This is a genomic window from Pseudoxanthomonas wuyuanensis (genome assembly GCF_900215535.1).
Taxonomy (GTDB): domain Bacteria; phylum Pseudomonadota; class Gammaproteobacteria; order Xanthomonadales; family Xanthomonadaceae; genus Pseudoxanthomonas_A; species Pseudoxanthomonas_A wuyuanensis.
The window spans coordinates 173764-187502 of sequence record NZ_OCND01000003.1; the positions used below are offsets into that span (position 1 = coordinate 173764).

The following is a 13739-nucleotide window of genomic DNA, read 5'->3' on the forward strand; positions in this document are numbered from 1 at the left end:
ATCCATTCCCGAGTAGTTCGCGGCAGTTGATGACACGCCCTGGCCGCTTACCTATCCTAGTCCCGATGCGGAAAGACCTTACCGAGTTCGTCCTGCGCGCCCTGTACTCGGCCGCGCTGTACCTGCTGACCCCGATCACCGTCTATCACCTGATCTGGCGGGGGTTCCGCTTCCACGAATACTTCCAGCGCTGGGACGAGCGCTACGGCATCTTCGCCACGCCGCCGGTGCGCAGCGATGTCTGGCTGCATGCGGTGTCGGTCGGCGAAGTGAATGCTGCCGCGCCGGTCGTCGACGCGCTGCTGCGCCAGCATCCGCAACTGCGTTGCGTCATCACCACCATCACGCCAACCGGCTCGGAGCGTGTCCGGGCGCTGTGGGGCGAAGCGGTCCTGCACGTCTATGCGCCCTACGATCTGCCGGGCGCGGTCGGGCGTTTCCTGGATCATTACCGGCCGGCACTGGCGCTGGTGATGGAAACCGAACTGTGGCCCAACCTGCTGTTCGGTTGCCAGGACCGCGGCATTCCGGCCTATCTGCTCAACGCACGGCTGTCGGCGCGCTCGCTGCGCGGCTACAGCGTGCTGCGGCCGCTGATCGCGCGCGCGCTGCGCACGATAAAGCAGGTGGCGGCGCAATCGGCGGACGATGCCGAACGCTTCCTGCAACTGGGCGCACGCGAAGGCCAGGTGCGCGACATCGGCAACCTGAAGTTCGACATCGCCATCCCGGCGCAGCTGCAAGCGTTCACCGCCGAATTCCACCGGCACCTGGGCAGCGCGCGTCCGATCTGGATCGCCGCCAGCACCCACGAAGACGAGGAGGCCGCGGTCATCGAGATCCATCGCCGCCTGCGCGCGCACTGGCCGGAACTGCTGCTGCTGTGGGCGCCGCGGCATCCTGAGCGGTTCGCGCGCGCGGCCGAGCTGGCGCGCGGCGCGCACTGGCAGGTGGCGACCCGCAAGCAGGCGCGCTGGCCTTCGGCTGCCACCGATGTGTTCGTGATCGATACATTGGGCGAGCTGACCGCGTTCTATGCCTGCGCGGACGTTGCCTTTGTCGGCGGCAGCCTGCAGGCGATAGGCGGGCACAATCTGCTGGAACCCGCCGCGGTCGGCACCCCCGCGGTGACCGGGCCGCATCTGCACAACTTCGTCGAGATCGCCAAACGGCTGAAAGAGGCTGGCGCGGTGGTCATCTGCGCGGATGCGGCAGCGGTCGCCGGGGCGCTGCAACGCTTGCTGCAGGACGCCGATGAGCGCGCCAAGGTCGCAGGCATCGGTCGTGCGCTGGTCGAGCACGGCCGCGGCGCGCTGCCGAGAACGCTGGCGATGATTGCGCCGGATCTGCCGGTGCCGTCAGCAGCTGCCTCGTAGAGCTTCCCTTACTTGGGAGAAGAACCAAAAAAAAAGCGGCGGGACTGGCCCGCCGCTTCCTGTTGCTGAAGAAACCGCTTCAGCAGCGCACTGCGTCAGTTGCTGGTCGCTGCCGGCGCCAGCCGCTCCTCGGCATTGACCGTCAGCAACCGGTTCACGTCCTGCACGTCGTTGATGTCCAGCGTGCCCGCGGCTTGTTCCAGCAACAGCCGGTTCTGCAGGTAAGTGTACTTGGCGTTAGCGTACTCGAGCTGCGCCTGGAACAGCGTGCGCTGGTTTTGCAATACATCCAGCACGGTGCGGGTACCGACTTCCAGCCCGACCTGCGAAGCGTCGTAGGCGCTCTGCGCCGATACCACTGCCAACCGGCGCGCTTCGACCTCGCTGACGCCGGCCACCAACGCCTGATAGGCGCTGCTGGTATTGCGGACCAGCGCGCGTTTCTGCTGCTCATACCGGTCCTGGGCAATATCGCGCGAGGCCAGGGCCTGGCGGACCTGCGACTGGGTGATACCGCCGGAGAAGATCGGCACGCTGAGGGTTACGCCAATCGAACTTGAATCACCGTCGAAGGATGAGCCGCCGATGGGACTGGAACCGCCCCAGGCCGCATCACGGCCGTAGCTGCCGCTCAACGAGAGGGTGGGATAGTGGCCAGCCCGCGCGCGGGACACGCCGAACTCGGCCGATTGCACCGTATATTCCTGCGCCTTCAGCGACGGATTCTGCTCCAGCGCGCTATTGACCCAGCCTTCTCCATCGCGCTCGGCCGGCAATTCGGGACGGAAGTCGTCCGGCAGGCCCATCAGATTGCTGATCGGCTGGCCGGTGAGTTCGGTCAAGGCGCGGTAGGCGTCGTCCAGCGCGTTGCGGGCCAGGATGGTACTGGCACGGGCGCTGTCGTACTGGGCGCGCGCTTCGTGCACATCGGTGATCGGCGCCAGGCCCACATCCAGCCGCTTCTGCGCGTAGTCGAATTGCTTGAGCGAGGCGGCCTCGTTGGTTTCGGCGGCGGCCAGCGACTCGATGCCGACCAGTACACCGAAATAGGCTTGCGAAGTGCGAGTAATCAGATCATGGTTGGCGGCGGCCAGGGTGTAGTCGGCGGCCTGGCTGACAGCGCGCTGTCCACGCAGATCGGCGATGCGGCTCCAGTCGAACAGCGTCTGGCTGGCCACCAGGCCATACGAGCGCGAGGTGGCACTGTCGGTCCAGGAGCCACCGTCCGGCTTGGATTTGCTGCGGGTCAGGCGGGCATCCCCACTGATCTGCGGCAACAGCGCGCCCAATGCCTGGGCCTGGCCTTCCTTGTTGTACAGCCTGTTGGACTCGGCAACCGCCAACTCCGGATCGCCGGCGCGCGCCAGTTCATAGGTCTGCAACAGGTCGGTAGCGTTGGCGGCGAACGGCAGCGCCAGGGCGAGCGCAAGTACGAGGGGGCGACGGCTCATGCGGTTTCCTTCTCTTATCTTTATTCAGAAGACGAACTGCGGCGCCGGAGCGGCACCGACCAGGTAGGGGAGATCGGTTTCAAACAACGATTCGATGCGCGAACCGTTGACATCGTTGTATTGAATGAGGGCTTCCATCGCCGGCGACTGACCGCGCACGACGAACAGCCGCCCGCCCGGGCGCAACCAGGCCAGGAACTGCGGCGGGATGGCGGTCACCGCACCGGTCACGCAGACAACGTCGAAGCGGCGCTCGGTCCGGTAGTGCAGCGCATCGGCGGTTTCGATGCGGATATTGCTGCCCAGGCCGGTGGCATCCAGGCGTGCGCGCGCAGCAGCGGCCAGTTCGGGATCGATTTCCAGGCTGAGCACTTCGCGCGCCAGCGCGCCCAGGCAGGCGCTCAGGTAGCCGCTGCCGGTACCGACTTCCAGCACATCCTCGTGCGCCTGCACTTTCAGGCCCTGCAGGGTGCGCCCTTCGACCACCGGTTTCATCATCTTCTCGCCGTGGCCCAGCGGAATCTCCAGATCCGAATACGCCAGCGAGCGATAGGCGTCGGCGACGAACGCCTCGCGCGGCAGCGCGGACAGCGTTTCCAGGACACGGCCGTCCAGCACGTCCCAGGGACGCACCTGCTGTTCAACCATCGTTTCGCGGGCTTGGGAGTAATCGATCGTCATGGGGTTTTCTGGTCCGACGCGGGGTACAGGGCTGCACAGTTTACCGGTGCGCGGCCCTGCCCGCGCCGGCCAAGGATCGCGGCTGGGGCCAGGCCGGCGCAGTGCCGGAAGTCACCGCGACCTCCGGCCCGAACGCCGGCGACGGCGCTAACGGCGGGTTCCATAGGCACGCAGGAACATGTCCACGGTGGCTTCGATATGCGTATTGGCGTCCCCGCGCACCGGGCGCTGGCACAGCCCGCACATCATCCGGCTGTGCACTTCGCCCTTGAGCAGGGTGAAGAACTGCTCCGAGGCGAGGGCCACGTCGGGGATGTCCAGTTCGCCGCGGTCGACGCGGGCCTGCAGCAGCGTTGCGAAGGCTTCATGGGTGCGTTGCGGCCCCGCCTCCCAGAACACCCGCTTCAGGTTGTCGTCGATATTGTCGGTCAGCATCATCCGCTGCGTGCTGATCGCTTCGTCGCTGCTGATCAGCGCGAAAAAGGCGTGCGCAATCATTTTCAGCTGATCCCGCAGCGGGCCCTTCAGCTCCAGCTGGAACAGGTCATCCGGCAGCATTTCCTCGCATTTGGCGCTCACCGCCGCGGTGAACAGCGCCTCCTTGTCGCCGAAGTGGCTGTATACGGTCAGCTTGGAGACGCCGGCTTCGGCGGCGATCTGATCCATGCTGACCCGGACAAAGCCATCGCGTGCGAACAGGCGCTTGGCGGCATCCAGAATCGCGGCGCGCTTGCCCAGATCCTTGGGCCGGCCGGGACCTGATGCAGGCTTTTCGGACGGTTTCATTCGGCTGGCGGGGGACACTGGACTGACCATTTTTCAATACTAGACTAGTCGGTTCGATATTTATACTATACCGTCAAGTCTATTAATTACTCCTGTCGGTTGGAGCGGTGATGCGAAACACACCCTGGAACGCAGTGTCCCTGTTGCTGCTAACAACGGCACTGGCCGCCTGCGGCGGCAACAAGCAAGCCGGGGAAACCCCGCGGCCGGCGCTGGTGGTGCACCCCGGCGGTGGCGCGGAGGCGGCGCTGTCGGCCTATGCCGGCGAAGTCCGCGCGCGCCGGGAGAGTGCGCTGTCGTTTCGCGTTGGCGGCAACCTGACCCGGCGCGATGTCGATGTCGGCGACCGTGTGCGTCAGGGACAGGTGCTGGCGATGCTGGACCCGGGCGATCTGACCTTGCAGGCGCAGGCCGCGCAGGCGCAGCTGGCCGCCGCCGAAGCGGATCTGGCGCGCGCGCGCGATGACCGCGATCGTTTTGCCAAGCTGGTCGAACAGCAGGTGGTCAGCCGCTCGGCCTTCGATGCCCAGGTCGCGGCGTTCAAGGCGGCCGAGGGCCAGGCCCGCGCGGCCCGCGCGCAGATGGATGTGGCGCGCAACCAGGCGGCGTATTCGCAACTGCGGGCGCCGCGCGATGGCGTGATCGCCAGCCGCCAGGTGGAGGCCGGGCAGGTGGTCGCGGCCGGGCAGACCGTGTTCACGCTGGCTGCCGACGGCGGCCGCGAAGTGGCCATCGGCCTGCCGGAGAACCGCATCCGCCAATTCAGTCCGGGCCAGGCGGTCATGGTCGAACTGTGGAATGCGCCGGATCGGCGCTGGCCCGGCAGCATCCGCGAGATTTCCCCGGCCGCCGATCCGCAGACCCGGACCTATGCGGCGCGGGTGGACCTGCCGGGCGATGCCGCGCAGGCGGTGGAACTGGGCCAGAGTGCGCGCGTCTATGTACAGGACAACGGCATCAAGGCGGCGCTGAAACTGCCGCTGTCGGCCGTGCAGCGCGGACCCGACGGCAACACCTCGGTGTGGGTGGTGGATCCGGCCGACGGCAAGGTCGCTCTGCGGCCAGTGCGGCTGGGGCCCTATGGCGAAACCGACGTGCCGGTGCTGGCCGGCATCAAGGCCGATGACTGGGTCGTGGCAGGCGGCGGCCATCTGCTGCGCGAAGGCCAGGCGGTGACGCCGGTGGACCGCGACAACAGGCCGGTACCATTGCGCGCCGCTGTCGCCAAGCGCTGATACGTATCCTCCCGGGAGAGAAAACGTGCGATCGACGGCGCGAAGCATTCGGAATGGGCTGCACGGTTGCGTGCTGCCGGCACTTTGCCTGCTGGCGTGGCCGGTGGCTGCGCAGCAGGCGGCGGCGATGCCTGCCAGCCTGCAAGGCGACTGGTACCAGAACGACCGGCATGGCCAGCAGCAATGCGGGCGCTATCGTGCCGATCCCGGAAACGGCTTGGCAATCGTCGGACAACTCAGGATCCGCGAGCGCGATTTCGACACGTTCAGCGAGTACGGCGAAGGCAATCACAGCCAGGTGACCGCTGTGCAGCAACAGGCAGCGGACCAGTGGCGGGTGAGCGAACTGACCTTTATCGAAGGCGATGTCGGCCACGGCAAGCCGGGCGAATCGGTATTCCGCCTCCGCGACGGCGTGCTGCATCTGAGCGCTCGCTACACCCTCTGGCGCGACGGCGTGCCGACGCAACAGACCAGCGAAAGGACCTACTTCCGATGCAAATGACCATTCCGTCGCAACTGGCCGGGCCATGGGCGCCGGCGGCCGGTGCCGCCGCCGCAATCGCCAGCAACGGGGCGGGTTGATTCATGCGCCGCTTCAATCTTTCCGAGTGGGCGCTGACCAACCGCAGCCTGGTGCTGTTCGCGATGATCGTGCTTGGCCTGATCGGCGCCTGGTCGTACCGGCACCTGGGCCAGTCCGAGGATCCGCCGTTCACGTTCAAGGCGATGGTGGTGCGCACGGTTTGGCCGGGCGCCACCGCCGAGGAAGTGTCCCGGCAGGTCACCGAGCGCATCGAGAAGGCGCTGATGACCACCGGCCAGTACGAGTACATCCGTTCCTATTCGCGCCCCGGCGAATCGCAGGTGATCTTTGCGGCGCGCGACTCGCTGCATTCGCGCGACATCCCGCCGCTGTGGTACCAGGTACGCAAGAAGGTGGGCGATATCCGCCATACCCTGCCGGAAGGCACGGTCGGCCCCTTCTTCAACGACGAGTTCGGCGACACCTTCGGCAATATCTATGCGCTGACCGGTGAAGGCTTCGACTACGCGGTGATGAAGGACTACGCCGATCGGGTGCAACTTGAACTCCAGCGCGTTGCAGACGTGGGCAAGGTGGAACTGGTCGGCTTGCAGGACGAGAAGGTCTGGATAGAGCTGTCCAATACCAAGCTGGCCACGCTCGGCATTCCGCTGACTGCGGTGCAGCAGGCCATCGACGAACAGAATGCGATGGCGAACGCGGGTTTCTTCGAAACCGTCAGCGATCGCGTTCGTCTTCGCGTCAACGGCAAATTCGCCTCGGTGGAGGAAATACGCGATTTCCCGATCCGGGCCGGAGGCAATACGCTTCGATTGGGCGATATCGCGGAGGTGAAGCGCGGCTTTGCCGATCCCGCCGCGCCGAAGATGCGCTTCATGGGCCAGAAAGCCATCGGTATCGCGGTGGCGATGAAGGACGGAGGCGACATTCTGAAGCTGGGCCAGACGCTGGAACAGGAGTTCCAGCGCCTGCAGAAGACGCTGCCTGTGGGCATGGAACTGCGCAAGGTTTCCGACCAGCCGCATGCGGTGCAGGAATCGGTGGGCGAGTTCGTCAAGGTGCTGACCGAAGCGGTGGTGATCGTGCTGCTGGTCAGCTTCTTCTCGCTGGGCCTGCGCACCGGCCTGGTGGTGGCGGTATCGATCCCGCTGGTGCTGGCCATGACTTTTGCGGTGATGCACTATTTCGGCATCGGTCTGCACAAGATTTCGCTGGGTGCGCTGGTGCTGGCGCTGGGCCTGCTGGTGGACGACGCCATCATTGCGGTGGAAATGATGGCCATCAAGATGGAGCAGGGTTTCGATCGTCTGAAAGCGGCCAGCTTCGCCTACGAATCCACGGCCTTTCCGATGCTGACCGGCACGCTGGTGACGGCGGCGGGCTTCCTGCCTATCGCCACCGCGGCATCAGGTACCGGCGAATACACCCGTTCGCTGTTCCAGGTGGTCACCATCGCGCTGGTGGTGTCGTGGATCGCGGCGGTGTTGTTCATCCCCTATCTTGGCGACAAGATGCTGCCGGACCTGGCGCAGCCGCAGCCGCCCAAGCCCGGTTCGCCGGCTGCGCGCTGGCGGGAACTGCGCCGACGCCTGGCGGATCGCTATCCGGCGTTCGGCCGCTGGCTCGCGCCGCCAGCCCAGGGCGGGCACGACCATGACCCCTACCAGCGGCCGTTCTACCGGCGTTTCCGCAAGCTGTTGGACGCGTGCCTGCGCCACCGTTGGCTGGTCATCGGCCTGACCGTGGCGGCGTTTGTGCTGGCCATCGCAATGTTCCGTTTCGTACCGCAGCAGTTCTTTCCGGATTCGGTGCGGCCGGAACTGATGGTGGATCTGGAGCTGGCGGAAGGAAGCTCATTGAAATCCACGGAAGCGCAGGCGCGCAAGCTGGAGAAACTACTGGCCGGACGCGAGGGCGTGCAGAACTACGTGGCTTATGTGGGAACCGGTTCGCCGCGTTTCTATCTACCCTTGGATCAGCAGCTGCCGCAGGCCAACTTCTCGCAATTCGTCGTGCTGGCCAAGGACGCGCGTTCACGCGAGGAACTGCGCAGCTGGCTGATTCGGGAAGTCGCGCCGCAGTTTCCGGAACTGCAGTTGCGGGTGACCCGTCTGGAGAACGGTCCGCCGGTAGGTTATCCGGTGCAGTTCCGCGTTTCCGGCGAACATATCGATCGGGTGCGGGAGCTGGCGCATCAGGTCGCCGACAAGGTGCGCGCCAATCCGCACGTGGCCAACGTCAACCTGGACTGGGACGAGCCTAGCAAGGTCGTCCGCCTCGACATCGACCAGGAACGCGCGCGCGCGTTGGGCGTCAGTTCGGCGCAGGTGTCGCACTTCCTGTCCAGCTCGTTGTCCGGGCTGTCGGTCAGCACCTACCGCGAAGGCAACGAGCTGATCGAAATCCTGCTGCGCGGCACCCAGGAAGAGCGCACGCAACTGGACATGCTGGGTAGTCTGGCCGTGCCCACCGGCAATGGCGCCAGCGTGCCGTTGTCGCAGGTCGCCAACCTTGAGTATGTATTCGAGGACGGCATCATCTGGCACCGCAACCGGCTGCCGACGGTGACGGTGCGTGCCGATATCAAGGACGGGCTGACGCCGCCTACGGTGATGGCGCAGATCTCGCCGACGCTGGATGGCATCCGCACCACCCTGCCGGAAGGATTCCTGCTGGAGACCGGCGGCACGGTGGAGGATTCGGCGCGCGGGCAGAATTCGATCAAGGCCGGCATGCCCCTGTTCGTACTGGTGGTGGTGACGCTGCTGATGCTGCAGTTGCGCAGTTTCAGCCGTACCGCTCTGGTGCTGCTGACCGCGCCGCTGGGCCTGATCGGCGTCACCCTGTTCCTGCTGGTGTTCCGGGTGCCGTTCGGCTTCGTCGCCATGCTGGGCACCATCGCGCTGGCCGGCATGATCATGCGCAACTCGGTAATCCTGGTGGATCAGATACAGCAGGACATCGACGCCGGCCACGACCGCTGGCACGCGATCATCGATGCCACCGTACGCCGCTTCCGCCCCATCGTGCTGACCGCATTGGCGGCGGTGCTGGCGATGATCCCGCTGTCGCGCAGCGTGTTCTTCGGGCCGATGGCGGTGGCCATCATGGGCGGACTGATCGTGGCGACCGCCTTGACGCTGCTGTTCCTGCCGGCACTGTACGCGGCCTGGTTCAGGGTGAAGCCGGAGGAAGCCAACCATGCGTGAGAACGCGGTCGCAGATTGGCTGCTCGGGCAATAAAAGCTTCATGAATGTCTTACATGCGCCTAACAAACGGCTAATCGTCACTTAATAGGGGGCCGCCAGCATGGCCCCATGCCCCCGATATCATTTGCTCCGTCTCCTGGTCCCGCCCGCGGTTTCGCGGGCGGATTGTTGATCGAACCGCACGACCCGCGCCGCGCCGATACCGAGGCGTTCATCGCACAGGCCTACCGCAGCCGTTACGGCGCCGAACTCTCCAGTTTCCTGCCGCATCTGCTGGCCTACCACGGTGAGGCGGACGAACTGCACGCGGCGGTGGGACTGCGTTGCGGCACCGAAGGCGGCCTGTTCGTCGAGCAATACCTCGACGTTCCCGCCGAACAGGCCATCGCCACCGCGATCGGGCGGCCGGTCGGACGCACCGAGCTGGTGGAGGTCGGCAACTTCGGCGCGGCTTCGGCCGGCTATGCGCGCGCGTTGATCGTCAACATGACCCATCGCCTGCATTCGGCGGGTTTCCGCTGGGTGCTGTTCGTAGCGACTCGGCAGCTGCGCAATGCCTTCGATCGTTTGCACCTGGCGACCATCGAACTGGCCGACGCCCGCCCGGAGCGCCTGGCCGGCGATCATCGGCACTGGGGTAGTTACTACCACGCGCAGCCCAAGTTGATGTTCGGCGACATCGCCGCTGGCCATGCCTATCTGCTGCGCAGCCAGGGCCTTGGCGACACGTCGTCGTCTGCACAGGAATTCAGTCCCTGTGTTGCCGCCGGAGCGCTGTGATGGGCTTTGCTTCCTTGATCGAAGGATTGACCGGAACGGCGGTGCGGGTCCTGTGCGCGGACGGCGCGATCAGCGACGGCGAGCTGGGCGAACGCGTGCGGCGCGTTGCCCAACGCATCGCCGACAGCGGCGAGCAATGCGTCGCCAGCCGCCTGGACAATGGCCCGGACTGGCTGGTGCTGGATCTGGCAATCCGCCAACTGGGCGCGGTGCACGTGCCCCTGCCGACCTTCTTCACTCCCGCGCAGGTCATGCATGCACTGACCAGCAGCGGCGCCGGATTGCTGGTGCAACCTGTCGGAGCTGCGTTGCCGGAAGGCATTCCGGCGGCGGAACCGGTCGCGTTGGAGGGCTCTCTGGCGATGGCACAGCTGTCTTTGGCGCCGGTTGCGCTGCCTGCGGGTACCGCATGCATCACGTTCACCTCCGGTACGACCGGATCGCCCAAGGGGGTCTGTCTGGATGCGGCGGCGCTGTTCGCGGTCGCCGAATCGCTGAGCGAGGCAGCGCGACCGCTGGCGCCGCGCCGGCACCTGTGCCTGATGCCGCTGTCGACCTTGCTGGAAAACGTCGCGGGCGTATATTCCGCGCTGATTGCCGGTGCCGAGATCGCGGTGCCGCCGCTGGCCGAGGTCGGCTACAGCGGCGCTTCCGGGCTGGATATCCCCACCCTGCTGGCCTGCCTGCATCGCTATCGACCCGAGAGCGCGATCCTGTTGCCGCAGTTGCTGCTGGCGCTGGTGATGGCGGCGGAGCAGGGCGCTGTCCTGCCTGTTTCCCTGCGTTTCCTCGCGGTGGGCGGTGGGCGGGTGGGGCCGGCGTTGATGACGCGAGCAAGCGCGCTGGGACTGCCGGTCTACGAAGGCTACGGGCTCAGCGAGTGCGCGTCGGTGGTCTGTCTGAACCGGCCCGGCGCATCGCGCCCGGGCAGTGTCGGCCGGCCATTGCCGCATGCGCGGGTGAGCGTGATCGATGGCGAGCTCTGGGTCGAGGGTGTGCGCTGCCTGGGTTATCTGGGCGGAGAGGATCTTCCTCCCGGTCCCATCGCCACCGGCGATCTGGGCGAAATCGACGAGGATGGATTCATCCATATCACCGGCCGCCGCAAGAACGTGTTCATCACCGCATTCGGACGCAACGTGTCGCCCGAATGGGTGGAAAGCGAGCTACTGCAGCATCCGGCGTTCGCGCAGGCCGTGGTGCACGGCGAAGCGCGCCCGTTCAACATCGCCGTGCTGTGGCCGCGCCAACCCGGTGCCGCCGATGAACAGCTGCAGCAGGCACTGGCCGAGGTCAACCAGGGCTTGCCCGACTACGCACAGGTGCGCCGCTTCGTCCGCGCCGAGGTGCCTTTCAGCTTCGCCGATGGTCTGTTGACCAGCAATGGCCGGCCGCGCCGCGCCGCCGTCCTCGCGCGCTACGGCGATGCCATCGAACAGTGCTATCGCAGCGCAACCTTTCCCTCTCCCCAAGGAATCTCCGCATGAAGTTCCACGACCTGCTGCTGATGGAAACCCAGCGCGAGCGCGAGTCGCTGATCGCCATTCCCATCATCCAGTCCGCGCTGGCCGGCCAGATCGACCGGCAGGACTATGTCGCCTTTCTCACTCAGGCTTTCCATCACGTCCGCCATACCGTGCCCTTGCTGATGGCCTGCGGGGCGCGCCTGCCGGCACGGCTGGAATGGCTGCGCACCGCCATCGGCGAGTACATCGAAGAGGAAATGGGGCACCAGGAATGGGTGCTGGACGATCTGGAAGCCTGCGGCGCGGACCGCGATCAGATCGCCAACTCGGCGCCTGCGGAGGCCACCGAACTGATGGTGTCGTACGCCTATGACACGATCGCCCGCGGCAATCCGGTGGGATTCTTCGGCATGGTGCTGGTGCTGGAGGGGACCAGCGTGGCGCTGGCCACGCGCGCGGCGGAAACCATCGAGTCGTCGCTGGGCCTGCCGCGCAATGCCTTCAGCTACCTGCGATCGCACGGCGACCTGGACATCGAGCATGTCGGCTTCTTCGAGCAGCTGATGAACCGGCTGGATGATGAAGACGACCGGCGTGCCGTGGTGCACGCGGCCAAGCGCTTCTACAAGCTGTACGGGGATGTCTTCCGCACTCTGCGCCAGGATGCCCAGACATTGGCGGTGGCCGCATGATGCAGCTATCCGGCCGCACCGTACTGTTGACCGGCGCCAGCGGCGGCATAGGCGCGGCCCTGTGCGACGCCCTGGTCGCGGCCGGCGCGCGCGTAGTGGCCGTGGGCCGCAATGAGGCCCGGTTGTCGCAGATCGCGCAACGGCATCCGTCCGGAAAGGCGATCCCGTTGGTGGCCGACCTGTCCAACGATGCAGGATGCGCACGCGTAGTCGATACCGTCGGTCGTTTGCACGAGCCGCCCTCGGTGGTGATCCTGGCGCATGCGCAGAGCGCGTTCGGTTTGTTCGAGGAGCAGCCCCCATCTGTGGTCCGCGATCTGATCGGCATCAATCTGATGGCGCCCATCGCGCTGATCCACGGCCTGCTGCCGTTGCTCAGGCGCCAGGAACAGGCGGCGGTAGTGGCGGTGGGATCCACCTTCGGCAGCCTGGCGTTTCCCGGTTTCGCCGCCTACAGCGCCACCAAGTTTGGTCTGCGTGGCCTGATGGAGGGCCTGGCGCGCGAGTACGCCGATACCGGCGTGCGTTTCCAGTATCTGTCGCCGCGCGCCACCCGCACGTCATTCAACACGCCGGCGGTCGATGCGCTCAACCGCGAGATGAACGTGGCCCAGGATGAGCCCGGCAACGTCGCCGCGCAGCTGGTCGCGGCGATCGTGCAGGGACGACGACGGCTGCAGCTGGGCTGGCCGGAAAAGCTGTTCGCACGCCTCAATGGCGTCTTGCCGGGCCTGGTGGACCGCAACCTCAAATCGCAACTGCCCCTCATCCGGCGCCATGCGCGCCAATGAACGTTCCACACACGCTCCGGAGAATCCTCATGTCATTCACGTCACCCCATCTTTTCCGCCTGCTCGCAGGCTTGCTGCTGCTCGCGGCCTCGGCGCTGACGCTGGCGACCGAACCCACAACGCTTTCGCCACAGGTCGCCGCCGTGCGCGATCGCTGGGCCGAGGTCAACTACAACACTCCCAAGCCGCAGCGGGAAGCGGCATTCGAGGCATTGGTCAAACAGGCCGCCGCCGCGCGTGCCATGCGGCCGAAGGATGCCTCGGCACTGATCTGGGAAGGCATCGTGCTGTCCAGCACCGCCGGTGAGCGCGGTGGTCTGGGGGCGTTGGGGCTGGTCAAACAGGCGCGCAAGAACTTCGAGCAGGCACTGGCCATCGATCCCGATGCGTTGGATGGCTCCGCCTATACCAGTCTTGGCGCGCTGTACTACCAGGTACCCGGCTGGCCGGTGGGCTTCGGCAATGACGACAAGGCGCGCGAGCTGCTGCGCAAGGGCCTGCAGGCGAATCCCGAAGGCATCGACGCCAACTATTTCTACGGCGACTTCCTGCGCGACCAGGGCGACTGGACAGGCGCCGCCGCCGCGCTGGAAAAGGCCCTGGCCGCGCCGCCGCGTCCTGGCCGGGAACTAGCCGATCAGGGCCGCCGCAGCGAAGCCAGCGTGCTGCTGGCCAAGGTGCGTACGCATCTTGCCAGCGACTGAACCGCATCCCACACTGCCGG

Annotated in this window: 12 protein-coding genes; 9 read left to right on the forward strand and 3 right to left on the reverse strand. The window is 66.1% G+C overall.

Features of this window, described 5'->3' with window-relative positions; translation table 11 throughout:
• Positions 1–65 precede the first annotated feature (65 nt).
• Positions 66–1376: a lipid IV(A) 3-deoxy-D-manno-octulosonic acid transferase gene (gene waaA / locus CRO39_RS08405; protein ID WP_097121449.1), complete on the forward strand. Its 1311-nt coding sequence runs from the start codon at positions 66–68 to the stop codon at positions 1374–1376.
• A 95-nt stretch (positions 1377–1471) separates the two neighbouring features.
• Here the strand turns inward: waaA and CRO39_RS08410 are convergent, their stop codons facing one another.
• The 3 genes from CRO39_RS08410 to CRO39_RS08420 all read right to left on the reverse strand — a co-directional run bounded on the left by CRO39_RS08410 (position 1472) and on the right by CRO39_RS08420 (position 4324).
• Positions 1472–2827, reverse strand: coding sequence for a TolC family outer membrane protein (locus tag CRO39_RS08410; protein ID WP_097121450.1), 1356 nt, complete (start codon positions 2825–2827; stop codon positions 1472–1474).
• 24 nt (positions 2828–2851) lie between these two features.
• On the reverse strand, positions 2852–3508 hold the full coding sequence (locus CRO39_RS08415) for a protein-L-isoaspartate O-methyltransferase family protein (protein WP_097121451.1): 657 nt from the start codon (positions 3506–3508) through the stop codon (positions 2852–2854).
• A gap of 147 nt (positions 3509–3655) precedes the next feature.
• A complete protein-coding gene (locus CRO39_RS08420) occupies positions 3656–4324 on the reverse strand; it encodes a TetR/AcrR family transcriptional regulator (RefSeq protein WP_097121452.1) in 669 nt (222 codons plus the stop codon).
• A gap of 80 nt (positions 4325–4404) precedes the next feature.
• Between CRO39_RS08420 and CRO39_RS08425 the strand changes: the two genes are divergently transcribed.
• From CRO39_RS08425 to CRO39_RS21200, 8 genes are all read left to right on the forward strand, one after another.
• Positions 4405–5529, forward strand: a complete 1125-nt coding sequence (locus CRO39_RS08425) for an efflux RND transporter periplasmic adaptor subunit (protein WP_097121453.1) — start codon at positions 4405–4407, stop codon at positions 5527–5529.
• A gap of 70 nt (positions 5530–5599) precedes the next feature.
• Complete coding sequence (locus CRO39_RS08430; RefSeq protein ID WP_097121454.1) at positions 5600–6034, forward strand: hypothetical protein; 435 nt, start codon at positions 5600–5602, stop codon at positions 6032–6034.
• Positions 6035–6117: 83 nt separating this feature from the next.
• Entirely contained in the window at positions 6118–9285 is a 3168-nt protein-coding gene (locus tag CRO39_RS08435) for an efflux RND transporter permease subunit (RefSeq protein WP_097121455.1), read from the forward strand.
• A gap of 109 nt (positions 9286–9394) precedes the next feature.
• Positions 9395–10066, forward strand: a complete 672-nt coding sequence (locus tag CRO39_RS08440; RefSeq protein ID WP_097121456.1) for a thermostable hemolysin — start codon at positions 9395–9397, stop codon at positions 10064–10066.
• On the forward strand, positions 10066–11553 hold the full coding sequence (locus CRO39_RS08445; RefSeq protein WP_097121457.1) for an AMP-binding protein: 1488 nt from the start codon (positions 10066–10068) through the stop codon (positions 11551–11553). The genes CRO39_RS08440 and CRO39_RS08445 overlap by 1 nt, the downstream gene beginning before the upstream one ends.
• Complete coding sequence (locus CRO39_RS08450) at positions 11550–12224, forward strand: iron-containing redox enzyme family protein (RefSeq protein ID WP_097121458.1); 675 nt, start codon at positions 11550–11552, stop codon at positions 12222–12224. Before CRO39_RS08445 ends, CRO39_RS08450 begins: the two co-directional genes overlap by 4 nt.
• Positions 12224–13015 (forward strand): SDR family oxidoreductase, encoded by a 792-nt coding sequence (locus CRO39_RS08455; RefSeq protein WP_097121632.1) that lies wholly within the window; start codon positions 12224–12226, stop codon positions 13013–13015. Before CRO39_RS08450 ends, CRO39_RS08455 begins: the two co-directional genes overlap by 1 nt.
• A 29-nt stretch (positions 13016–13044) precedes the next feature.
• Positions 13045–13719, forward strand: coding sequence for a tetratricopeptide repeat protein (locus CRO39_RS21200; protein ID WP_176520181.1), 675 nt, complete (start codon positions 13045–13047; stop codon positions 13717–13719).
• The last annotated feature ends 20 nt before the right edge of the window (positions 13720–13739 follow it).

Excerpts from the sequence above, each read along its gene's own strand:
- waaA (WP_097121449.1), top strand. The coding sequence starts at position 66 with ATGCGGAAAGACCTTACCGAGTTCGTCCTGCGCGCCCTGTACTCGGCC.
- CRO39_RS08410 (WP_097121450.1), bottom strand. The coding sequence starts at position 2,827 with ATGAGCCGTCGCCCCCTCGTACTTGCGCTCGCCCTGGCGCTGCCGTTC.
- CRO39_RS08415 (WP_097121451.1), bottom strand. The coding sequence starts at position 3,508 with ATGACGATCGATTACTCCCAAGCCCGCGAAACGATGGTTGAACAGCAG.
- CRO39_RS08420 (WP_097121452.1), bottom strand. The coding sequence starts at position 4,324 with ATGGTCAGTCCAGTGTCCCCCGCCAGCCGAATGAAACCGTCCGAAAAG.
- CRO39_RS08425 (WP_097121453.1), top strand. The coding sequence starts at position 4,405 with ATGCGAAACACACCCTGGAACGCAGTGTCCCTGTTGCTGCTAACAACG.
- CRO39_RS08435 (WP_097121455.1), top strand. The coding sequence starts at position 6,118 with ATGCGCCGCTTCAATCTTTCCGAGTGGGCGCTGACCAACCGCAGCCTG.
- CRO39_RS08440 (WP_097121456.1), top strand. The coding sequence starts at position 9,395 with ATGCCCCCGATATCATTTGCTCCGTCTCCTGGTCCCGCCCGCGGTTTC.
- CRO39_RS08445 (WP_097121457.1), top strand. The coding sequence starts at position 10,066 with ATGGGCTTTGCTTCCTTGATCGAAGGATTGACCGGAACGGCGGTGCGG.
- CRO39_RS08450 (WP_097121458.1), top strand. The coding sequence starts at position 11,550 with ATGAAGTTCCACGACCTGCTGCTGATGGAAACCCAGCGCGAGCGCGAG.
- CRO39_RS08455 (WP_097121632.1), top strand. The coding sequence starts at position 12,224 with ATGCAGCTATCCGGCCGCACCGTACTGTTGACCGGCGCCAGCGGCGGC.
- CRO39_RS21200 (WP_176520181.1), top strand. The coding sequence starts at position 13,045 with ATGTCATTCACGTCACCCCATCTTTTCCGCCTGCTCGCAGGCTTGCTG.